Genomic DNA, 22,603 nt, shown 5'->3' with positions numbered 1-22,603 from the left:
AGCCCCGGCAACCAGGCCCCGGTGGCCAATGCGGGCGCGGATAAGGCTATCACCCTGCCCACCAACAGTGTGGTCTTCAACGGCACGGGCACGGATACCGATGGCACCATCGCCGGCCACAGCTGGAGCCAGGTCAGCGGGCCAAGTACGGCCACGCTCACCAACGCCACAACAGCCAACTTGACGGCCAGCAGCCTGGTGGCCGGCAGCTACACCTTTGCCTTAGTGGTGACCGATAACCAAGGGCTGGCTAGTGCCGCTGACCCGGTCACGGTGATCGTGAACCCAGCTAGCCCCGGCAACCAGGCCCCGGTGGCCAATGCGGGCGCGGATAAGGCTATCACCCTGCCCACCAACAGTGTGGTCTTCAACGGCACGGGCACGGATACCGATGGCACCATCGCCGGCCACAGCTGGAGCCAGGTCAGCGGGCCAAGTACGGCCACGCTCACCAACGCCACAACAGCCAACTTGACGGCCAGCAGCCTGGTGGCCGGCAGCTACACCTTTGCCTTAGTGGTGACCGATAACCAAGGGCTGGCTAGTGCCGCTGACCCGGTCACGGTGACGGTTAATCCCGCGACCACGCCATTGGGTCAGCAAGTGATTAGCCTCACACTTATAAATGCGGATACAGACCAACCTATACGCGACTTAGTTGCTGGGGATGTTCTTAATTTAGCCACGCTGCCTACTAAGAACTTAAACGTACGGGCCAATACTAATCCTACCATAGTAGGTAGCGTTGTGTTTACCTTGAGCGGAATGGTAACTAGAAATCAGACGGAAACAAGTGCGCCTTATGCTCTTTTTGGTAATAATGGCAATGATTATTACACATGGACTCCACCTCTAGGCAGCTACTCGCTTCAGGCTACACCTTATACCCAAGCGGGTGGTGCTGGTACAGCCGGCACTTCACTTTCTCTAAGTTTCACTGTCACTAATCAAACGTCCTCAGCCCTTATAGCTTCCAGTACCCCCTCTACGCTCAAGGAAGAAGAATTGAGTTTCGCAGCCACGCTAACCAAGGTGTATCCGAATCCCTCACCCGATGGGCATTTTATTATAGAGTTACCAGCAGCATTCCAAGGGGAGATGACTTATACCCTAGTGTCATCCGTAGGGGCGAAAATGAGCAGTGGCAAGTTTAGTTTACCCGCGTCTACTTCGTTACTAAAACTCAATCTCTCGCAACAGATGGTTACAGTTGGAGAATACTATCTACACTTAAAAGGGGCTAGGGCTCAGACGAACCTTCGATTAATTCGCAAATAGTTTCAAACTACTCAAAACAGGAACTCGGCGGAGGTATCAAATAAGATTGGTGCTTCCGCCGAGTTCCTGTTTAAGCAGCTTGATCACGATAAAATATAGTTACATTATATCTCCATAGTAATAAGTTGTGTAATTATGAAAATTGCAATAGCATCCAAAGGTGATCCTTCTTCTATATCTACATGGTCAAGCATACCTTATCATATAATTTACTATTTAAAAAAAGAGGGTCACGAAATTAGCTGCATTAATTTAAAAGATGTGATTGAGCCATGGTATTATAATTGGTATAGGCGCTTTTATTTTAAAATTCAAAAAAAATGGTTTTTGTCTGCTGTTGAACCCTATTTATTAAAAAAAATTGCACAACAATTTGATGCAGAAGTAGAAGAAATTAAACCGGACGTAGTTTTAGTTATTCATGGTGATTTTTTAGCTTATACAACGTTCAATAATCCTGCTATCATTATACACGACACGACATTTGCTTCTCTAATTGATTACTACCCATCATTTACAAACCTTACAAAACGTAGTATCAAAAACGGTAGTAGAATGTATCAATTAGCACTTAATAAATGTTCATCAGCCGTCTTTTCTGCGACTTGGGCTAGCAACAGCGCTATTAGGGATTATCAAATAGATACTGATAAAGTAGTAACTATACCCTTCGGAGCTAACCTTTCTACCCCTCCTGAAAAAGCCAAGGTTCTTGAATATATTGATAATAGGGTTAAAAATGAAACTCTTAATTTTTTGTTCTTAGGAGCTGATTGGAAGCGTAAAGGTTGGGAAGACGCCTTAAATTTTGTTAAGATACTAAATAGCAATGGTATCAATAGCAAATTAATAGCAGTAGGATGCGAACCCATTATTAAGCAACAGGATGTCCAGTATGTTTTGGTAAAAGGATTTTATGATAAAAGTAATTTAGAAGAAAACTACTTATTAGAGAAGCTCTTGGCAGAATCTCATGCTTTATTATTGCCATCGATAGCAGAATGTTATGGATGTGTCTATTGCGAGGCTAATGCATACGGGCTACCAGCATTGGGTAGGGATACAGGAGGGGTATCAGAAGCAATTAAAGAATATAAAAATGGTTTATTACTTGGGCCGACAGAAACAATAAAAGATTTCGCAAAAAGATGGCTGGCTATATGGGAAAACAAAGAAGTATACCGTCTATTGTCACTTACGGCAAGAAGAGAATTTGAAGAGCGATTAAATTATGGTGTTTTCACCAAAAAGCTTGAAGAATTATGTTATAAAGTTATTAGCAGATAGCAATATGAGTATTCAGTAAAATGTGGTAATAATACTCGTCTTCTGCGATTATATTACGTTAAGTCTTAGTATACAGCTTACGCTAATCTTAGGCGGAAGCATCCCTAGTTATAAGGCGTTGAGGAAAAACATGCCTTTTTACTTATGCAATATTTAACCCTACAGCGGGAGCCCCCGCCCAAAAAGCACCAAAATCGGGCCGTAGAGGTTAAAATCGTACCTGTGCCGAGGGCTGGGATATAAAGAGGACTATGTTAAGGGATAGAACCCAGACGAGAGCAAGAGGATTTGGACTCCCCCTTGCCCCTAAAATTTTGTTTCGTAATAGACCCTTTTAGATCTACAACATTTCGCCCACCATCCTCCGCTCTACGAAACGACGCGCTCAGATTTTTGGCATCTTAGTTACGGCACTAGTGCCTTGGGCCCTACGGTAGCGAGTGCGACGACGTCGAGCCGCCCAACTACCACCTGTAGTCTGGCAGGACCTAGTGCGGAATGCGCCAAGTTACTACTCGACTGACTCGCTTCAGGTACGTTTCTGTGGACGACTGACTGACTTTAGCGTAGTGCCGGTGTTCGTGGTTGGCCCTTAGGTAAGTTTGGGCGCGCCTGGATGCATAGACGGCCGCTTAGGTACCCACTCTAGCTTTCCTGTATGGATACCGACACTTAGGACATAACCTACTCACTTGGAGAAGCTAAATGTTCGCGTATTGTCGAATACAACAGCGTGTTCTGTAACGGCCACTATATGGGTGTGGACGGAAACTGCCTTTACAAACCAGTGTGACGCCCGTGAGGGCATCAGTGAGTTTTTTTCGTTTAGCCAAACGCGGTGCTTCACGCAAAAGCCGTTATCGGTTCTAAAGGTGCTGCTTTCTAGAGAATGACAGTCGTAGCTGCCATTTACTTCTCGTAACTTCTTGCTAGTGCAGGCAGAGCAGTTGATGCAAATGATCCAAGGCCTTGCTTCTCGGTTAGCCGAGACAGCGCGAAAGAGCTTTTAGCAGCGCGTCTTTGGCAAATAGGCTGAGGTACTCGCTTTTAGTTGCCGCGTCGAGTAGTGGCCCCGTTTGCGGCCTTTCTAATGTCTATGATGGTGGCTACTGGCTCTACTCTTGCAACCGCTAAATTATTTGACATTTCAAAAGTGAAGCAAGGAGTTGCCTGAACAAAGCAGGTGGAGAGGCGTAAAAGCTTCCCTAAGTAAACGTAATAGTGCTCTTTTATAAGCAATAAATTCACTCAAAGCGAATAGGCTATATTACTTGATAATGATACAATATATGTTGTAGAACCTAATATTATGACTTTATGTCTCAGGCACCCTCAAATAGCACGGCGTTTTTATTTAAATAAATTCATAGTTAACAAAGACGATTATTTAATGTAGTGCTTCCCTCATTTTTACCGCTGCTTGTTCTACAGCGAAATGATTACGATAAGTTAGTAGGCATCGTTTTTCCATTACGCCTTTCTCTGATTCAGTTAATTCACACCAATTCTCCAGCAGAGAGCGTGTTCCTTCCAAGGTATCATCTGCTACTAGACCAGCACCTGCTGCTTCAATTTCTCGCCAGATATTGACTTGGTTGGAAATCAATACAGGCTTACTGCAAGCTAGTGCTTCAACGACAGCTATACCAAAGTTTTCTTGATGACTCGGTAGGATAAAGGCCTCGCACCCGTAAAAGGCCCCCCACTTAGCGTCTCCAGTAAGCATTCCGGGAAAGAAAATAGTAGGTACAGGTATCGTAGCAGCTAGTTGACGCATAGCGTGGCCATAAGGGCTTTCAAGGCCTGGTCCCGCAATCACTAAAGCGGGCAATTCCGAGAAAAGGCAAAGGTGTTGTTCAGGGTTTCTATTCTCTTTATTATCCAACCATTCCCTCTTTTCCAGTCTTCTAGTGAGTGCCTCACCATAAGCTGTAATTAATAAGTCAACGCCTTTTTTTTCATTTATTCGGCTAAGAAAAAGAATGTAAGGGCGGCTCTTGACTTCTGGGCAGCGCTCCAAAAAGGCATTGGTAAGAGCTGGTACAAAGGGGGGTGGTTGGGCTATCCCATAGCTTATGTTTATTTCTCTCTTAGGCTTATAAGGCCAGAAGGATAAGCGAGCCAATTGAAGCTCTTCTTGGCAGGTGAATAGTACACCATCCGACTCATTAATAGTCTTACGTTCTATTAGTTTCCAATAAACCCAATTTCGTAAAGCCTTCAATCTTCGGCTGGATGCTTTTTGGAAGTAGGGATCCAGCATGCCGTGAGGCATGATAAAGAGCTTGGGAGCTTCTTTCTCCGAATTAAGCCGAAGACGGGTTTTATGAATATTTAAGGCCTTAGGAACTGCGTAACTATGGTATAGCCAGAGTCCATGCACAATTACTATATCAAAACGACCTAAATTAGCCAAGAGCCAGGGAACAAGTGTCGGGCTATAGTGCCACGGACCTTTTCCGGGGCCGAGAGCATGGACTATAAAATTATCGTTACCCACAAAAGGAGCTGAGGGGTCGTCTAGGCAGACCACTTCGGTGTTAACAAATAGTTTTCTCAGCTCAGGAATAGAGTTTCGGATACCTTGACTAGGACCTCCGTGAGCAGGATCCATACTAGCGATAACTCTTAGTACGTTCAAATTGGTCAGTTATAAAGGAGTTTACATAAACTCGGTTTAATTCAATATCAGTCGACTAAAGGGGGCCGGCAGCATTTGATTTTCGACCTAACCAGTGCCCTAGTACGCTCCAATTCCACACCCTGGCCCAGTGTAGATGGCCTTTGTGAAAGCTTTCAAGTAGTTGTAAAGGCTCCGAGAGCGAGAGCGAATCCGCGGCGGCTGTTATACCCTCGTTTAGGAAATCAGATAATGGTCCCCGCAGCCATTCATCCATTGGCAAGGCGAACCCTTGTTTAGGTCGATTGTATACCTCCTGCGGCAATTCTGAGCGAAATGCTTCAACGAGTAAAGGCTTTATACCCGGCCCGGCTTTATACTTTTGAGGGCAACCTAAGACGGCTTCTACCAAACAATGGTCCAAGAAAGGAACCCGGATTTCAAGGCCTACTGCCATACTCATCTGGTCACTATCCCGGAGTAGCATGGGAACCATGTAGCCGTAGATCTCTGCCCAGGATATCTTCCCCATCGTATCTAAATGGAATGGGGGGGGCGGGATAATTGGAACTCCGCTAGTAAGCCCCATTTGCTTAAGGCTGCTCACCGAAGTAAAACGGCGCCGAGCACTGGTTAAATTAGGCGTTGAAAAGTCAGGTATACCCCCCAGTTTTTGCTTTATACTCCGCGGTAAAGCACGGATCAATTGCCGGCTGATAGACGGGGCAACATCGAGCAAACGAAGCCACGGAACGCTACGAAAGCTTGGATAGCCGCCGAACAGTTCGTCTCCTCCCAGCCCTGATAAGGCAACCTTTAATCCACAATCCCTTACTGCTTTCGACACGATATAGGTATTGATTGCGTCAACGGAAGGCAAATCAAGACTAACTACGGCTTCCTTGACCCAGGTTAAACACGCTTCAGGCTGGATTTCCAATTCGGTATGCTCAGAGCCAGCTTTCTTAGCTACTACTCGGGCAATGGAACGCTCATCAAAAGTTTTCTGCGGGAATCCAATGGTAAAGGTTTGCAGCCTACGACCTAAAAGTTTGCCTGCAATCAGGGTTACAATACTGGAGTCAATGCCACCGCTCAAAAAGGCTCCAACCCCCACATCAGAAATGAGATGCTCTTCAACGGCCGTACTAACCAGCTTATTAACTTCCGCTACCCATTCCTGCCGATTTTTGAGTTTAGGTTTGAAGTCAGCTGCTTCCGGCCACCAAGTACCTTTGGCGATACGGTCATGTGCGCAAGTGCCTTCGCCTCCTTTGATTTTAATCCAACTACCAGGAGAAACAGGTTGAACACCCGCGACGATTTCTCCTGATTCAGGTAGCCTGCCGAAACTTATGTATTCACTTAGCGCAGCGTCCGTAAGTTGCGTTTTCTCTGCCTCTAGCAGTACTCGTATTTCGGACGAAAATTGTATGGAAGTATCCTGGCACCGATACCATAAGGGCTTAATGCCCATACGGTCGCGTACTAATAGAACCGAGTCATCTTCGCTGTCATGTAGCGCAAAAGCGAACATGCCTTTTAGAGTACCTAATCCCGCCAGCCCCTTTGCAGCCATCAGTTCAACTAATGTCTCTGTATCTGAATTACCGCGCCAATTTATGCCAGGCAGCAAACTGCGTAACTGCAGATGATTATATATTTCGCCATTAAACGTAATGGTGTAGCGTTTTGAAGCATTCACCATGGGCTGTTTTCCTGCCGGGGTGGGCTCTAAAATTGCTAATCTTGTGTGGCCTAAATAAATACTGCCATTTTTGTTAGTCCATTCCCCACTGCCATCAGGCCCTCGGTGATGAAGTAAATTAAGTTGAGGGAGAGCCACCCTCTGCTTGTTAAAACACACCTGTCCAACTATTCCACACATTGTTAATTCAGAATAAAATTCTCAATAAAAGTTTGATCAAAACTGTATTCCAACTTACAGGATTTTATTATAAAGCTACAATAATTAGTTTGCTGGTACTACATACCAAGTATCAGTATTAATCTAACTCGAATAAATCAAGATACATTTGAATTATGTTATTTAGTCTAAAACGGCGGCAATTTATAAATCCCTGTTGCACCAACTCTGCTCGTTTATCGGGCTGCTGAAGCGAGAGTAGAGCTTCTGCAAATGCCTCCGGATCAGAAGGATCCGCGTGTATAGCTGCCCCCCCGCTTACTTCGGGCATGGGTTCTATATCGCTCGCAATCACAGGTGCTCCGCAGGCCTGGGCCTCAATAACCGGCCAGCCAAAGCCTTCAGCGTAAGAAGGAAAGACGAAAGCTTCGCAAGCACTGTAGAGGGCCACAAGCACAGCATGCTCCGGCTTCACGACACACAGAATTCGTTCGTGTAAACCCAGTGAATCGATACGAGACAACAGCTCGTGGTCGGGAGTTTCGCCAGCGAAGCAAATATTGCCTGTCCATCGATTACCAAGGATATGGACCATGTCTAAAAGTAAAGTTCGGTTTTTGCGCGGTTCATTTGAGCCAACGTGGAGAATGAAAGGGGTCGAGGATGTTACACCGGCCTGGGTTAATAAAACGTTACATTCTTTTAAAGGCAGGGGCGTAAAATCAGCATTGAACGCGTTCGGTATAACCTGCCAATTAGTTGAGTGGTCGGGATAACGAGGAGCACCTAAAGTTGTTAACTGTTGAAGAGTAAACTTAGAAACAGAGGCAAGACGCTGGGCTCGGCTCAAATAGTGGAATATGTATTTCTGCAGAAAATTGCCGAAGAAAGACGTTGAGACGTGAGTACCCGTATATCCTAAACTGCTACGGATAGCCAAAACATCATGACAAGTGATGGCCGTGCGCTTACGGTCCAAATACTGAAGGTATGGTGCGTTGGCATGGTCGCAGATATGAAAATATACGTCAGCTTTGGCTATTGCTTTTCCACGTAACCGCCAACATAAAATTACAGGAAACACAAGCCATTTATCAAGATAGCCAAGCCACTTACGATACCCTGTAGTTGTAGAAAGTCTTCCAGCTGCAAAAACTGGCACTGGACGCCAAATTTCCGTAGTAATCCCAGCTTGGCGAAAACCACTAGCGAGCATTTGCGCAAACCGATCCATGCTTTCTAGCCGATCCAGAGAGTAATTGCCAATTAGTATAATTTTCATTAGGCTGGGTTACTTAGTAATAGGTCACAGTAGTTTCTGTCTGAACCCAGGAAACAGTTGGGGCACCTAAGCTTACAACTTTATCCTGGACGCTTCGGTGGGCTGAGTCCGCAACGATGGTACGCACAGCTTGGTATCCACCACCTTGCTTGGGAGGCATGCTAGCGATAACGTAAAGTAGCTTCATGCCCTCCAAAATGTTTCCAGCACAGTCTGATAAATGGCCTCTATTTGATTCAATGCCGTATCCGTATTAAACCTATCCGCATTAGCTAATCCAGCTTTCACAACTGCGGCACGCTCAGGCTGCGATAGATTTACTACTCGCTCAATAACCTGTGCCCCACTCCTTGCCCAGGCACTCGTAGTGCTTTGAGTTGGACACCGTGAAAGGTAGAAGGCAGCATCACCGCCCACTTCGGTCATGGGACTCTCCCCAGTGGTAATTAACGGGCAGCCCGAGGCCATTGCCTCGGCAACAGGCCAGCTAAAGCCTTCCGCGAAGGACGGAAAAAGCAAAGCCGTTGCGCTGGCATAAGCCTTTCGAACTAGTTCATCGGCCATGCCTATACGCCAGTGAATAGAATTTTTGTAAGCTGAGCTACTCCATTTTTCTATTAATTCTTCGTGAGGCGCCTTGCCAATTAGAAGTAAAGGCAACTTCAGACCCCCCAGGTTGCGCCAGGCCTCATACAGCGCTAAAATACCAACTCGGTTTTTATACCACTGATTGCCCCCTACGTGTAGTAAGGAGCCCGCTCTCAAATCAAGCCCCGTAGCGTCGCTTAAGGCTTTTTTAGCCTTAGACACATCTTGGACGGTGAACTGTTGATTCAGGCCGTTGTATACTACCTCAGAGTAAAGTGGCGGGGCTGGAAGAAAGCGATGTAAGTCCCGCCGAGTATTTTGAGAAACGGAGATAAAATGCTTGCCCCGTGAGTACCCACGGCGGATATAAGCCTGGTAGCAACGTCCCGTCCAACTGGTTGGGTTTTCAGGAATTTCGCCTAATGCTGACCGCTGTGCTAAGAAGTCATGGCAATGAATAACATGTGGTCTATTTGCCACTAGTGGTACCCAAGGGCCCAAGGCGTGGTCCGTGAAAACAAAAAGCGTGCTACCGGAGGACAACTGTATGCGTTGCCGCATTTCGTTTGGAAAAACAATATACTGATCAATATACCCAAGCCACTTTTGAGCCGGTTTTGGTGCCGGAAGACGACTAAATCGAGGGCCTGGTGACCATGTTTCTATGTCATGTCCCCGGGAGCTCATGCCTTGGGCTAACATGTGGGCAAAGCGGGGCATGCTTTGGTGACCAAGAAATGTTGGGTGTGTGAGGAAAACTATTTTCACAACCTACTCTTGTAGCGTCCAATTTTTCATAATATCTACAGACTTATTGTTGTCTACTAGGTCTTCGCATTGAAACCACCACTAGGACGTCAAATAAGGCGCTAAAACCTAAAGAAGTCGGCTGCGACTATCCACTCTGAGAAACGAATAACAGGCCCAAGCTCAACAACATCTGGGAAAGTAGGTTTACGCAACTTAAGCTCTTAACACCTCAATACTCGTTAGTTCAGTAACTTATTCAATAATTAACGCGCCTTTTAGTGGCAAGGGAGGACTGAGTGATGCTATCATGAGTCCCCCAATAAGAGTGCAAAAACCCAAAGATGTCGGCTGAGCCCATTGAGCCTGCAGGAGCGATAAGGAACCAAAACTCAATAACATCCAAGGTAGCAGGTCTTTAACTGCAAGCCTGCGAAAGCAGGCCAAGGCAATTTTGAAGGTCAGCCCAAGGCGAAGAAATATTACCAATAATCCTAATATAGGACCTAATTCAGAAATCGTGCGGCCCCATTCCTCATCAGGTATACCTCTGACTTTAGCCTGCATGATGGGGTCGGTCAGGACCGCGACCGCCACATTCGTCGCAATACCTAAGCCGTTGCCCAGTAATGGCACATCAAATGAGCTAAATAAAGCGGCTGCCATCCACCCCAAATAACGTTCACCTAGTACCCCATCCACCAAGCCCCCCTCCTGCTCATTTGCCTCGGTAAAGCGAGCCATAAATACTTCAATCGAAGTCTGAAAGAAACTAAGCTCACTTAATACGGCTATGATAAGCACAGATATTACAACTGCCCCAAGTATGCGTAATATAAACTTAGGGTTACGCGTCATCGCAAAAAGCAGAAATATGACGCTTACAACTACCTGAAAAAATAGTGCACGACTAATTGATAAAGGAATAGCTGCCAGAAGGCCTATAGTGGCACTTACAAGTGCCAAGCGATTTACTCGAGTTGGGTGTACTAAGAAGAAAAGAATAAAGGTGGCTGCAAGTTGATAAAACAAAGTGGTGCCATTAGTAAAAGAGAAGGTGCCCGGCGGGCGGAAATAGCCTAAGGCACCACCAAAACCAGCTCCGGCTAAGTCGCCACCTACCCCTCTATTAACTAAAGCAGATTGGGGGCTATAGAATTGCAACGCTATAAGAATAGTCATTGGTGGAACAAGCCAAAGAAGTGCTCGACCAAGTTTCAATACGTCTTCATAGGCGAATATGCTCCCTATTACAAATATTAGAGGGAAGTGAATCAGAAGCGCTCGTGCTCCAAAGAGAGCTACATACAAATTGCCATGGCCTGCTAAAACAGCCGTGTATATCCCCGTAACCCCAACTAAAACCATACCGCTCAAAAAGAAATTCTGAGGAAGCAAACCCCTGCGCCAGGCAGTTCCTACTAGCCAGAGCGCAATGGGGTCTCGAATAATAAGCAAAGGATTTGCTAACCCCGGAAATATCCATTTGCGAAGGGCACCTTCAAAAATCAACAGGATAAAATACAGCCATATACCCAGCTTGAGGGATTTGTTGGGATCAGTATAATGCCCGTTTCGTATACTGTGCTCATTGCTTGCTAATACAGGAGAAAGTGTGTTAGTACCCACGGCAAATATCTATTTAGGCTAAAACCAACTGTAATTATTAATTTTAATTAAAGTAGCGCAAATGGCTTTATATGATAAAGAATGTATTATTAACTTATTTATTCAGGTGCCGGCTTATGGCACCTGATAGCTCTTCGCTATACATTTTCCAGGGCCGATTGCGCGCTTTTTCCCACGCTTCGTTGCCAACTTTGGCAACTAGGGCAGGGTGGGAGAGCAAGTGCTCAATAGCGTTTTGAATCGCCGGGGGAGAGCCAGCCTCAACGAGCCAGCCATCTTGACCATTTGTAATAAGGTCGGGGCCGGCCGAGCGGTCGGTGGTGATAACGGGGGTGCCCTGAGACATTGCTTCTGTCAACACCAGCCCAAAACCGTCGAAGAGAGACGGAAAAAGCAGTACGTCATGGGCCCGCATGAGCTGCAGCACCCTTTCGTGGGGCAGGGTTGGATACCACCGGTGCTTTGCCAAGGCAGCATCCAGCGCGGGGCAATCATTGCTACCCTTGTGGCCTACTAAAGTTAGTTCAACCCAGTTGTCAAGGCCATCGACGGCGGCGAATAGGTCAGCAATCCCTTTTTGCTGGGTGAGTTTCCCGACAAACAAAAGCTTGATTTTTTGCCCTTGTTTTCTAATGGTGTATTCTCGTTTCAACCCAGTAGGAGGAAAGCCGTAAGGGATAATATCAATGGGCGGCAGCACTCCCGGGTACTCTTTCAAGGTATTAGCAACGAAGGTGCTAGCGACAAAAATTCGACTTGCCAGGCTTAATTCCTCGTCTTTGGCAGAAAGCTTGGCTTCTGAATCCTTCAGCCCGGTCATGGTTGATGCCCATGCTGGCCAGCGCTCTTTCTCTCCCGAAAGCAGCCGCCGAGCGGCCCTCCAGTAGCCCGTAGGCAAATCGTAGAAGCATTGCAAGCCAAGCCCCTTAGCCCGGCGAAAAGATGAAACGGCCCCATCTTCGTACGCATACACCGCTTGTGCTCCACGTCGGGAAGCGCGTTGGATACTATCGCCGACGCGTTTGTCCAGGTTGCGGTAAACGGCATCAACGCTGAAAATACCTTTTTCGTGCTTAGTAAGTTGATGAAAGCTTGTCCGGGACGAGATTAGCCTTCCTGTTTCAAACCAAGGCCATACACTGGTATACCGACGTAGGGCAGAATCAAATCGGCGTCGACGGAATTCCGACAATGGACCTAGTGCCCCTAATCGGTCTAGCAATCCCCCCGGGAATACCGCAATGGTTGTATGAAATTCTGCTAATAGCTTTGCTTCAGCGAGTCCGTTGGCGGCAGCGCGAACATTGGCATTGCCGGTTGGATGAGAGAATACAACGCTCATTATAGAGATTAAAGATTTATATAATGAACAAGGCTAACCTAGCAACCAAGCTCGGTTGGCAGCCAAAAATTCACAAGGATTGTAGTCAAATGTTTTGCATCTGGATTTGGAAATAGGTTTGGCCGGATTACCAACTACAATAGCACCGGGCGCAACGGATTTGCTTACCACTGCGCCCGCTCCAACAACGGCCCCTCGCCCAATGCAAACGCCCGGCAGAATGAACGCACCTGTTCCTATCCACGCGTAGTCCTCAATCACAATTTCGCCTTTAGTAAGGCGCCACTTCGGATCCAGAACATCGTGGGACGCTGAGAGAATCTGAACTCCGTCGTTGATGCAGACTCGGTTTCCGATCCTTACTGCACAGTGTAAAGCTATAGTTACCTTGCCAATAAAGGTAAAATCTCCTATAGTTAAGCACCTTTTGTTTCCCTCCAAAGTCACTTCACCAATTTCTGCCGTTTCGTGAATTTGTGCACCTGCGGCGATCAAACGTAACCGGTTGCGGTTACGTTTTCTTAGTTCAGCGTAGGATAACAGACGCTTGCCCCACGCCCGATAAAACTTCTTTGAACCCACAGCAAACTTGGCGCGATGCTGCCACAGATAAGTTAAACTCGCCATGTTACATGCTAGCCAGCAGGCTTTCGGTTAATTGTTTGGCTACATCGGATAGCCTGATGATTTTCGTATCGGGTTTTTCTGTGAGATAAGTCTCAAAATTTCCTTCTTGGTAAATAAGTACCCCCCTTGTGTTAACCAAGCTACTTACCCCTCTTGGATGCCACGGGCCAGACACACAAAGAATGGGTAAGCCGTGTTCTCGCATGGCAGCAGCGGTACCGCTTTTGCCTAGCAATAAGGCGGGCGTAGTTGCTATACCGAGCGAGGACTCTAGCAGTACCCTAGAAATAACATTGGGAGATTGTTCACCTAACACCTCCACAGGTAGACCCACTGCTTTCCAGACATCGCACCAGTGGTGTTGCTCATCGCCACAGCGCCCAATTATTTTTAGTGTAACAGGCACTGCATTCTTTCTTGAAAAAAGAGCAGCATCCTGTGCAAAATGGTGTATCGGGGCTCCTCGGTGTATAGTTCCAAAGACTATTAGGCTGATACCTTTAGCATATTTATTAGACGTATAGTCCACCATATCTGAAGAATAGTTTTCTTGAACATTATATATGTTCGAGAAAAGCGGCAGATGATAGCTGTCAAAGCCCAGTTTAACAAGTTGGGCCTGATAAAGCGGAAGTTGCGTATGAATTATTTTAGGTTGAAGCCGCTCAATGAGTAGCTTAATTAAGTAGCGCTGAACTTTCCCCCACCACACGTATTTAACTGAGGCTTCACTTTTCATTCCTAACCATAATTCATGGATCATAAGGTGCCATACCCTGCCTTGCCCCAAGCGCACTAGTCTTTTTATTAACTGAAACGGAAGACCTTTCGGATGAAAAGAAAAAGGCACGAATTGCAGGCTAAGCCAGTCCGGGTTAAAGTTGTCAATCCACTGCTTAGCGCGCTCAAACCGTAAGGCGGCCTCCTCTATAGCCGGCAGTCGCAGTGTTATTAAATCACCAGCCGGTGTTTGCTGACTCTCTATAATCTCGGCAGTAGTGAAGTAGTCTTTCAAAGCAATTGCTTGTACCAGGTGCCCTTGTTGCTGCACCTCCACGGCTAGACGGCGTACATAGTCACCTACCCCGTCACGTCCGGGTTCCAAACAGCCACAGAGAAAAACAATTTTCATTCGCCTGTATTGATGTTCTTTGTAATAAGAAAATGCGTAATAAAACTTTTAATATTAAAAGCCTATTTAATAGATAGGTCAATTCCGTCGATAAAATCTACCTATCAAAGCGGCTACTTTTATACCTAGTTGCCGACGCCAAACTAGCGCTGCAGGTTGCGATAAGATAGGGCCATTGGCAGAACTCCAATAGTCACGATCGGCAAGTCGTGGCAACTGGCCTGCGAAAGATCCGATTAACGGTTTGTATGTCCAGGGCTTTAACTTTCCTAATGCGTGCGACATAAGTCGGCCGCCCACTTTAAATGCCATACCTTCTTTGCCGACAAGACTTACATTCCCCACCCAGGCCTCTATTGTTGCATTCAGTGCATCCTGATCCGTTTTGCTAAAAGGAGCAAATGGCAAAGATTCTATACCCGTAAAAGTGGAACGATTAAGGCCCCCAATAGCAGGAGCCATGGCTTCTTGTAATGCTTGCCATGTAGTGAGGAAACTAATGTCTTGTTTTTGAACACCCACGAATCCGCCATTCACATACATCGCTTCTTTAAATCTCAATGTAAACCCTTTGGAACCAAAATAACGGCGCCAAGCAGTGCGAGTGGGATGATGTTCGGCTACTGGCGAGTTAACATCTTCACACAATGCAACTCCGCAGCCGACCCAACCGTCAAAAAGTCGCCAGGGAGTTATTACCACTATATCAGGATCGAAGTAGAAGATCGCATCTGCTTGATTAGAAAGCCCATCCCAGAGACTGAGCATGAAATCAGGCTTGTAATTGGTAAAGTGGTAATCAGTCTTAAGTGGAAGAAAGTTAAGTTTCAGCCCTGCTCCCACTATCAAGGAGCAACTGCCAGGCCAAGCGAGTTCTGGGCTGGCTACTGCGCTTGACGCCCAAAAAGGTAACGGTCCTCGGTAACCAGCATACACTTCTCCTCGGTAACCTTGATTATAGAGCGAATTAATTAGTGCTGCTAAACCGTAATGATAGTTTCCTTCGAAGAGGGTACAAACAATGGACTTCATGTGTATCAAATGGGAAAACTAAGAAGGATGCTTTGTTAACCGGAGGCTCCCTCTCGTTTTTAGTGCAGATTCCTAAGCTGATTGATTTTAATCAGGTTATAGGAGAAATATATGCCAAATTCTACTAAAGCGACAAACATATTCAGCAGTAAGATACCCTGAAGGGAACGGATGTCAAGCAACGTTACCCCACAGATAATGGCTCCAATGGCAATGGGGATTGAAAGTAAGGGATGGATGACCCAGCCTCTGCTTGTGCAGGTTGAGAATGACGCTCCCACGAGTAGACCCAAACAGCCATTAGCTACGCTGAGCACTACTTCCGTCGTTAAGCTTCTGTATTCCTTACCGAGGATCCATAACGCTTCCAATGGGAAATTCCAGACAAGACTAACAACACAAGTACTTAGTAGAATGAATCCCGCTTGAATAAATAGATATCGGCTTAACAATAAAGCAGCGTTGTTTGGGAGTCGTGCATAGCGGGGCAGTATTAGCGTCGCAAATAGCATGTTAAAGAGTCCAAGGAGCATTCCCAATCGACCCAACGCTCCTATTTGTGCTACTTCAGTAGTAGAGCCGAATATGGAAATCAACCAAAGAGTTACTTGGCCCGAAAGACAGTAGTAGATGGCCCCGGGCATGATGCGCTTGACGAAGACGAGGATGTCTTGCTGGACGTGCGGATCTGGTCTTTGCTTCCAGTTAGCATACTTCGTAGATATTTTGCGTAAATTCTTGTTTGCCCAAACTTGCGGAATTCCGGCAGCCAATATGGCTAGAAAAGCCCAAGGAAATGAAAAGAGTAGCAGCGATATCAACGCAAGGCGGCCAGTGTTGACCCCTACTTGGTTCTTTTGCAACGGAACAATATCTTGATGCAGTTTAGGCGCTATTTCAAACAAGACGCCAGATAAACCCATAAAGAACGCAGGCATGATGGACAGCACTAACACAACCGCCATTATCCACCCGGCGTTGTGATGCAGCAGCAAGTATAGTAAAGCTGGGCTGGCAACAAGTAAGCTGTATAGTGCAAATTTTTTTCTGAGGGCCAGGCCAGTCACTAATACAGCTCCTAGCTTTTCCCGGTCCTGCCAATATTTGCCTCCTTGCGCCATCACGCCAGCGGAAATACCTCCGTCGGCTAGCACTGTTATCGTGCCCAGCATGGTGTTGGCTAAGGTATATAACGCATATTCATGGGCCGGAAGCAGGCGTATAACTATAATGCTGCTAATGAGTCCAATACCTTGGATAAGTATCTGCGCCCCGCTAGTGATGGTGAGTAACTTACCCCAGTCTAGTGCCTTGGCATAGTGAGGATTAGTAGACAGACGTTGAATAAACAAATTCATGAAAGGCACGGATGGTCATAACAGCTAGCATTAAAGGGCTAGCCTTTTGCTACTATGCGTAAGGGGATAATTTACGTAAAGCATTTGCTCTATGTAGTGGTCCCGTAAAACGGACAGTAAACTAAAGTAGATGGATTTTCGGGGCGTGTTCACATTGGTAGGGCGAGCGGTAGCCGAGGGCGGAATACCAGTGGCCGAAGTTGAAATAGGAGTCGAAGTAATGGGGCCACTTCCAGGCAGGCTTCTTCGAGGGCGACGAAGGCAGGGTCATGGGGCAGCAACTCGGTTTGAGCGTGCTCCAGCCGGCCTTGGCCTGGTTGTCCTAGGGATCACTGGGTCGGCTGAAGCTGAGGGCGGCTTCGATGTGGGCGCGAAGGGCCGTAATGCAGCCCGCGACCGCTGGGTGCCATACCGGTGGGCATGGCGCGTAAACGCGGCCTGGGCGGCAATATGCCACGATACTGGCGCGCACGCTGGCTGCTGCCGCCATTGGTAGTAGCTGGCTGGGCTCATCGCCAACAGCTGGTAAAACGACTGCACAGGCCAGGACTCGGTGTAGGCCGCAATCAGGGTATAACGGCTCATGACTGAGGCGGTCGGGAGAAGATGGTTACGAATTTATTGCAATACTACACTCAATTTCCACGCGCTTGAGTTCAGAGCGTAGCCGCTTAATTTCGTCCCGTTCCACGCTGCTGTGCACGGCTTGCTCCAGCGCCTGGCGCTGCCAGCGGCCCAACAGCGCCGGTGAGAGACCTTGGGCACGTGCCACGTCGGTTTGCCGGGCTCCGGCGGCGACCTGGCGCACGCACTCCGCTTTAAAAGCGGGCGTGTATTTCTTGCGGGTAGTGGGGCCCACCAGGATTAGATTTTTCAGTCATAAACATTAGAAGTAAAGACTTCACCCTGTCGGTTTCAACTAGCCCACCGTTTTTTTCCTTTTCAGGGCCTTCTGTCCGTAGCCGTAGCCATAGCCATAACCGTAGTTAGTGCCATTAGCTTCCTTGGCATCATTCAGTACAATCAAAGGATTATTCAGGGTCTTATTCTTAAGTATATTTTGAACAATTTTTAGCTGCGCCTTATAGGTGTAATTGTAGCGGACCAAATAAATACTGAAGTCAGCAAAGGAGCGTAGGGCGAAAGCGTCAGCCACCTGACCAATGGGGGGGGTATCAATGATGACGTAATCAAAGCTTTCTTTTAATTCCTGAAGGAGGTGCGCAAACTTGGGGCTCATCATCAGCTCCATGGGGTTAGGCGGTACTGGCCCCGCGCTAATTACATCTAAATTAGGTACTTTATGGGACGGCTTAATGATATCTGTTATCAGAATATTATCATTTATTAAGTAATCTGTAATCCCTAAGCCCACGGGCAAATCCAACTCCGCTGCTACCTTAGGAACGCGCAGGTCTAGGTCAAGCAGGATCACGCGCTTACCCGTGATAGCTAAACTAGCCCCTAGATTGATGCTGAAAAACGTTTTGCCTTCGCCACCCATGCTGGAAGTCACCAGCACCATCAGGTGGGTTTTGCCTAGCGCTTCAAAGTGAAGATTTGACCGAATGAGTCGAAACATTTCTGCTATGGGACTACGGCTGTCTTGAGACACGACGACTGTCTTATTTCTGTCGTTGTTATGCACTATCTCGCCTAAAATGGGGGTAGCAGTTACGTTAGTTATATCCTGTTGGGTTTGCACCTTATTATTAAGCAACGTGCTGATATAGATTCCGGCGAGGGGTAGTCCTAGCCCAACCAGCAGCGCTATTAAATAAATAGTTTGACCGTTGGGGCTAATAGGATAATCCCCCCCCATCGCTGGATCAAGTACTCGGGCAACGGAGGCAGTAGCTGCCAGGGACAAAGCTGTTTCTTCCCGCTTTTGCAGCAGATATACGTAAATGTTCTGCTTGATGGCTTGCTGGCGGTTGATTTCTAGGAGCGCGCGCTCCATGGCCGGGACCCGCTTGATTTGGGACTGAAATTGACCCGAGGTGTTCTTTAAATTGTTACTGGTAATCTGCAGTCCTCGTTTGATATTGCGCAGATTCTCCAGAATGTTTACTCGTAGGTTAGCTAATTGCTCGTTGATATTCTGCACCAAGGGGTTGCTGGGTTGGGTGGTGCGTAGCATGCGCTCCCGCTCAAGCTGCAGCTCATTAAATTGGGCAATTAAGCCCAGCAAGGTAGCGTCCTGAATGCCCAGGGTGCTGGGTACCAGGGAATATTGACCCGTTGTTTTTCGTAAATAGTCTTCGATAGATTCCAGCACGTCAATCTGGATGGCCCACTCTGATAGCTGCCGGTTATAATCGCTGGCTAGGGTTGTATACTCCGACGCTTGGGTTGTGATATCGGTCAACCCATACTTGCTCTTGTATTGTTCTACTCCTTTTTCTACGGTAGAGAGCTCGGTGGTGATATACTGCAGCCGCTCATCCAAGAATTTCAGTGTATTGGTTGCCATGAGGTTTTTATCCTCGATAGCCTCCTTATTATACACCTCCATCAGCTTGTTGATGATATTTTTCGCTTTTTCTGGGATGGGATCTACCAAGCTCACCAGCAACACGCTGGCTTCTTTATTTACCGGCTGCACGCTAACCACCTGATTATAATGATTAATTAGTTGCTGCACATCCCGTAAATGAACCGTGATTTTACCCGCGGACAGACGTTGGCCGGGGGTAGCAACGATGGTGAAGGTCCCGTAAGGCTGGCGAATTTGCTGACCAAAACTATGGTTGGTACTCTGCCCATTGTGATCGGCGAGGGTGAAAGAAGTGCCCGGTTTCAGGTGTAGGGTAAATGATTTACCCGCCGCAGTAGAATCTAAATTATTAATCAGCACCTTGATGGGTAAGCCGCGCCCGTAGATTTCTCGGTCGACTACCCGGCCTTCCACCATGTACGTCGTAGATAAGCCGAGTTCGCTGACCACCCTCTCCATTAAGGTGCGGGATTTCAGTACCTGCATCTCATTGTCGATGTTCCGCGTAGTCTTAAAGGAACCTAAATCCGTTAAAGCATCGGCACTGGACAAGCTTTGCCCACTTTTATCGTCCTTTACCAGCAGCGTACTGTACACGTGGTACTGCGGAATAGCATAGTAGCGCAGATACAAAAAAGCGACTCCCAGGCTTAGGGTGAGTGCCAGCAAAAACCAATACCAATGACGGCTATACTGTCGCAGTAACTGCTTGATATCTTTTACGTCTGGTTGGTCAGACTTTAAGGGGAAGAGTGCGTCATTCATAAGCGTGCGCCAGATTTTCGCGTTACGACGGATAAAGGAATAGGAATATACTTAAAATACAGTTGGTCGATCTTTAGCGGAAGATTAATACCACTATGCTAACAACAGAAAGGGCAGCACCCAGTAAAGGAAGGTAAAACGATCCGGCCCCGTTTTGTAATGCTTTAGCCTTAATTGGCTCCACGTAGAGCACATCGTTTTGCTGCAAATAAAAATAAGGGGAGTTTAGTAGTTCTTTACTAGCTAAATTAACCCGCATAGCGCTACGCACACCATCCCTCTCCCTGATCAGGAGAATGTTCTCACGCTTACCCAAAGCGGTCAGATCGCCCGCCAGACCAACCGCCTCCAGAATATTAATTCGCTCGGTTGGAATAGTGAACGTTGAAGGGCTATTTACTTCCCCTACCACGGTAATCTTAAAATTAAGGAAACGAATATTTACCAACGGATTCTTCACGTGGTTTTTTATCTCTGTTGTCATTTTGCTTACCGCCTGCTCTTTGGTCAGGCCTGCCACTTTGACGTTGCCTAAAACGGGGAAATTTATGGTGCCATCCCCACTCACCAGGTAACCTTCGCTACTAGCCGTGCTGCCCGTCGCGACGCCCCTGTTGCCCGCCGAGGGCATACTGCCACTATTGAATAGTTGATTGGATTCGGGGCTTAAGCTGCTAACTGTAATGCTCAGTAGATCATCAGGCTGAATGAGGGGGGCAGTATTATTGGTAATTGTTTCTGTGTAGACCCCCTTCTCTTTTAAATCATTGAAATACACTAAATTCCGCGTTGGGGAACAGGAAGTAAGGAGGACTAAATAGCTCCACAGACAGACATGTTTGATGTTCATGTTAAGGTCAATGCAATAGATTACAGGTAGACTAAGTGAAACAGGTGCCTGACGAGGAAATATGAATTTAACTCAGCCAACAAATATCCGGTAAAATATTAGATTCTACTTATGTTAACTGCTACGACTCCTGCTAATTTTATACTTGCTCCGATGGGGAGCGACTTAGTTTGATCAAACAGTGTCGGATTTGATTAGACTAGCAGGGATTTTTGTGCTTACCTAATACCGAGGTGTAATCCGCATAGCCTGACACTGGGCGGGAAGAAGAGTTAGTTACTAGGGTAACTGCTTGCAGCGTTCTTCTATCAAGAACCCTCCTTCTTCACTCTGGGTATACAAACAAGTTAAGTATTGCGCATTTGAGTTACCAAGTGAAGCTGCTTAGGATAAGGCAACCGCAGATGGTTTCTTGGTAATGAGTGCAAGCAAAACAGCTGGCTTTTGCTTAGCAGCTACGGGCCTGAACTTATATTCACTATCATCCAGCTTAACCTTACTGGAACAGGTAAATTTATCCTTATTGCTACAGTCTACCGTGCTACCCACCTCAGTCTTTACTTGTCTTGTTTTCTACCCAGTATAGTCATGCCTTAGGCCAACTCAGCGCAAATAAGTTTCATTTCATTCCTACGTAGTTGTTTGAAGAAGATTGGCTCCCGACTCTCGAGTTTGAGCAGCAGGCCCAATACCGGCACTAGCCAACTGAGCACCAGCATGACCACTAAAAAAGAGAAGCACAAGTCGAATGCACACTTAAGTAAGATATACGGCTGCTGGTAGCTCCGCGGCCGGGGTATATAAATACGCGTTGCCGGAGGGTAGGGGAAGGGAAGTAAGGGCGCACAACAGAAAGCGGAAGTGAGTAATGAGGTGGCTCATCAACACTCAGATAAGAAGAGACACCTTGAAACCTAATCCAAAAGTACCCGTAGGAGGACGATTGTCCAAATAAAAGTGCAAATATTTTGTGGTAAAGTGATAAAATGCAATTAAAATAAGAATAGTTTTATATCAAATCGAATGCGTTGCATTCTGGGATGTTAGCGATATAGTCGCAAACCTAATTAGTGCCCTCAGGCTGATTGAAAAAAGCTGAATCTGCTAACCAAACACTGTTGGTGAGCCCCCTAGGTAATTACCCTTCCGATGGGATCCATTTTAATACGCAAATCTTATTCTCGCCCATTCGTTTTCCTTTAACGCCTGATCGCCTAGAATTAGATTTTCAACGATTTGCTGGGATGACCAAAGCCAATAATGTGAAGGAGATTTAGGTGAAGGTGCCTACTATGATGTCAACTATACCACCTCCCCCTGCCCGGAAGCAAACTACTTATAGGAAGTCAGTTTAGCTAGGTAAATTAGGTAGACAAGTAGGCTGGCGGAATTGGCTTCTAAAGTAAAAGGCACAAAATAGCAGGGCCAGCAGCATCGGGGAGTTAAGTAGGGTCATTAGCCGGTAGGCCGTTACTCGCAACGGCGCAAAAGCCAGCATTTTACCTGCTTCGTTGACCAGGGTAGTCACTAGTAGAAGCGTAATGTATCCTCCCAGCGCCAGCCAGGTGGTACGCTGACGGCGGAAATATACGCGCAGGATGAGCACACTCAAGCTCCCGTACAGCAGGCTGTACGTGAGTAAAGGCAGTCTGGCTAGGACAGCGGTTAGAGCAGTCTCGCTCCTACCTATACGGAACTGAAA

Annotated in this window: 18 protein-coding genes; 2 read left to right on the top strand and 16 right to left on the bottom strand. The window is 46.8% G+C overall.

All coding sequences use genetic code 11. From position 1 onward, the window contains the following. A partial coding sequence (locus H8B13_RS20215; RefSeq protein ID WP_222841497.1) for a PKD domain-containing protein occupies positions 1–1,278 on the top strand: 1,278 nt, incomplete at its 5' end. A gap of 135 nt (positions 1,279–1,413) precedes the next feature. Further along, entirely contained in the window at positions 1,414–2,565 is a 1,152-nt protein-coding gene (locus H8B13_RS20210) for a glycosyltransferase family 4 protein (protein ID WP_187312630.1), read from the top strand. 1,387 nt (positions 2,566–3,952) lie between these two features. On the opposite strand, the gene H8B13_RS20205 is transcribed toward H8B13_RS20210, so the two are convergent. From H8B13_RS20205 to H8B13_RS20125, 16 genes are all read right to left on the bottom strand, one after another. Further along, positions 3,953–5,179 (bottom strand): glycosyltransferase, encoded by a 1,227-nt coding sequence (locus H8B13_RS20205; protein ID WP_410054440.1) that lies wholly within the window; start codon positions 5,177–5,179, stop codon positions 3,953–3,955. Between the two features lie 82 nt (positions 5,180–5,261). Then, positions 5,262–7,073 (bottom strand): asparagine synthase (glutamine-hydrolyzing), encoded by a 1,812-nt coding sequence (asnB, locus tag H8B13_RS20200; protein ID WP_261990491.1) that lies wholly within the window; start codon positions 7,071–7,073, stop codon positions 5,262–5,264. Between the two features lie 118 nt (positions 7,074–7,191). Then, positions 7,192–8,334 carry a glycosyltransferase family 4 protein gene (locus H8B13_RS20195; protein WP_187312627.1) on the bottom strand — a complete coding sequence of 381 codons (1,143 nt, stop codon included), beginning with the start codon at positions 8,332–8,334 and terminating at the stop codon, positions 7,192–7,194. Positions 8,335–8,517: 183 nt separating this feature from the next. After that, complete coding sequence (locus tag H8B13_RS20190) at positions 8,518–9,642, bottom strand: glycosyltransferase (protein WP_222841496.1); 1,125 nt, start codon at positions 9,640–9,642, stop codon at positions 8,518–8,520. A gap of 282 nt (positions 9,643–9,924) precedes the next feature. Further along, positions 9,925–11,298 (bottom strand): hypothetical protein, encoded by a 1,374-nt coding sequence (locus H8B13_RS20185; protein ID WP_315985174.1) that lies wholly within the window; start codon positions 11,296–11,298, stop codon positions 9,925–9,927. A gap of 94 nt (positions 11,299–11,392) precedes the next feature. Continuing rightward, the gene (locus H8B13_RS20180; protein ID WP_187312625.1) at positions 11,393–12,640 is read right to left on the bottom strand and encodes a glycosyltransferase family 4 protein; all 1,248 of its coding nucleotides are present in this window, start codon (positions 12,638–12,640) and stop codon (positions 11,393–11,395) included. A gap of 33 nt (positions 12,641–12,673) precedes the next feature. Then, positions 12,674–13,267, bottom strand: coding sequence for an acyltransferase (locus H8B13_RS20175; protein ID WP_187312624.1), 594 nt, complete (start codon positions 13,265–13,267; stop codon positions 12,674–12,676). Between the two features lies 1 nt (position 13,268). Further along, positions 13,269–14,399, bottom strand: coding sequence for a glycosyltransferase (locus H8B13_RS20170; protein ID WP_187312623.1), 1,131 nt, complete (start codon positions 14,397–14,399; stop codon positions 13,269–13,271). A 78-nt stretch (positions 14,400–14,477) separates the two neighbouring features. Continuing rightward, positions 14,478–15,431, bottom strand: coding sequence for a hypothetical protein (locus H8B13_RS20165; protein ID WP_187312622.1), 954 nt, complete (start codon positions 15,429–15,431; stop codon positions 14,478–14,480). A 59-nt stretch (positions 15,432–15,490) separates the two neighbouring features. Beyond that, complete coding sequence (locus H8B13_RS20160) at positions 15,491–16,789, bottom strand: lipopolysaccharide biosynthesis protein (protein WP_187312621.1); 1,299 nt, start codon at positions 16,787–16,789, stop codon at positions 15,491–15,493. A gap of 121 nt (positions 16,790–16,910) precedes the next feature. Then, on the bottom strand, positions 16,911–17,060 hold the full coding sequence (locus H8B13_RS20155; protein ID WP_187312620.1) for a hypothetical protein: 150 nt from the start codon (positions 17,058–17,060) through the stop codon (positions 16,911–16,913). Beyond that, complete coding sequence (locus tag H8B13_RS20150) at positions 17,057–17,374, bottom strand: hypothetical protein (RefSeq protein ID WP_187312619.1); 318 nt, start codon at positions 17,372–17,374, stop codon at positions 17,057–17,059. Before H8B13_RS20150 ends, H8B13_RS20155 begins: the two co-directional genes overlap by 4 nt. Positions 17,375–17,399: 25 nt before the next feature. Next, complete coding sequence (locus H8B13_RS20145) at positions 17,400–17,648, bottom strand: transposase (RefSeq protein WP_187312618.1); 249 nt, start codon at positions 17,646–17,648, stop codon at positions 17,400–17,402. 60 nt (positions 17,649–17,708) lie between these two features. Further along, on the bottom strand, positions 17,709–20,051 hold the full coding sequence (locus tag H8B13_RS20140; RefSeq protein WP_187312617.1) for a GumC family protein: 2,343 nt from the start codon (positions 20,049–20,051) through the stop codon (positions 17,709–17,711). A 73-nt stretch (positions 20,052–20,124) separates the two neighbouring features. Continuing rightward, complete coding sequence (locus H8B13_RS20135) at positions 20,125–20,901, bottom strand: polysaccharide biosynthesis/export family protein (protein WP_187312616.1); 777 nt, start codon at positions 20,899–20,901, stop codon at positions 20,125–20,127. Between the two features lie 1,351 nt (positions 20,902–22,252). Then, positions 22,253–22,513 (bottom strand): hypothetical protein, encoded by a 261-nt coding sequence (locus H8B13_RS20125; protein ID WP_187312615.1) that lies wholly within the window; start codon positions 22,511–22,513, stop codon positions 22,253–22,255. Between the last annotated feature and the right edge of the window lie 90 nt (positions 22,514–22,603).

Origin of the sequence: Hymenobacter sp. BT188, assembly GCF_014333585.1 — a bacterium.
Taxonomy (GTDB): domain Bacteria; phylum Bacteroidota; class Bacteroidia; order Cytophagales; family Hymenobacteraceae; genus Hymenobacter.
This window is presented reverse-complemented; position numbering and strand designations above follow the sequence as displayed.

Coding starts and splice junctions, on each gene's coding strand:
- H8B13_RS20190 (WP_222841496.1), bottom strand. CDS start 9,642: ATGCCCCGCTTTGCCCACATGTTAGCCCAAGGCATGAGCTCCCGGGGA.
- H8B13_RS20195 (WP_187312627.1), bottom strand. CDS start 8,334: ATGAAAATTATACTAATTGGCAATTACTCTCTGGATCGGCTAGAAAGC.
- H8B13_RS20150 (WP_187312619.1), bottom strand. CDS start 17,374: ATGAGCCGTTATACCCTGATTGCGGCCTACACCGAGTCCTGGCCTGTG.
- H8B13_RS20160 (WP_187312621.1), bottom strand. CDS start 16,789: ATGAATTTGTTTATTCAACGTCTGTCTACTAATCCTCACTATGCCAAG.
- H8B13_RS20155 (WP_187312620.1), bottom strand. CDS start 17,060: ATGACCCTGCCTTCGTCGCCCTCGAAGAAGCCTGCCTGGAAGTGGCCC.
- H8B13_RS20140 (WP_187312617.1), bottom strand. CDS start 20,051: ATGAATGACGCACTCTTCCCCTTAAAGTCTGACCAACCAGACGTAAAA.
- H8B13_RS20205 (WP_410054440.1), bottom strand. CDS start 5,179: ATGGATCCTGCTCACGGAGGTCCTAGTCAAGGTATCCGAAACTCTATT.
- H8B13_RS20175 (WP_187312624.1), bottom strand. CDS start 13,267: ATGGCGAGTTTAACTTATCTGTGGCAGCATCGCGCCAAGTTTGCTGTG.
- H8B13_RS20170 (WP_187312623.1), bottom strand. CDS start 14,399: ATGAAAATTGTTTTTCTCTGTGGCTGTTTGGAACCCGGACGTGACGGG.
- H8B13_RS20135 (WP_187312616.1), bottom strand. CDS start 20,901: ATGAACATCAAACATGTCTGTCTGTGGAGCTATTTAGTCCTCCTTACT.
- H8B13_RS20210 (WP_187312630.1), top strand. CDS start 1,414: ATGAAAATTGCAATAGCATCCAAAGGTGATCCTTCTTCTATATCTACA.
- asnB (WP_261990491.1), bottom strand. CDS start 7,073: ATGTGTGGAATAGTTGGACAGGTGTGTTTTAACAAGCAGAGGGTGGCT.
- H8B13_RS20180 (WP_187312625.1), bottom strand. CDS start 12,640: ATGAGCGTTGTATTCTCTCATCCAACCGGCAATGCCAATGTTCGCGCT.
- H8B13_RS20165 (WP_187312622.1), bottom strand. CDS start 15,431: ATGAAGTCCATTGTTTGTACCCTCTTCGAAGGAAACTATCATTACGGT.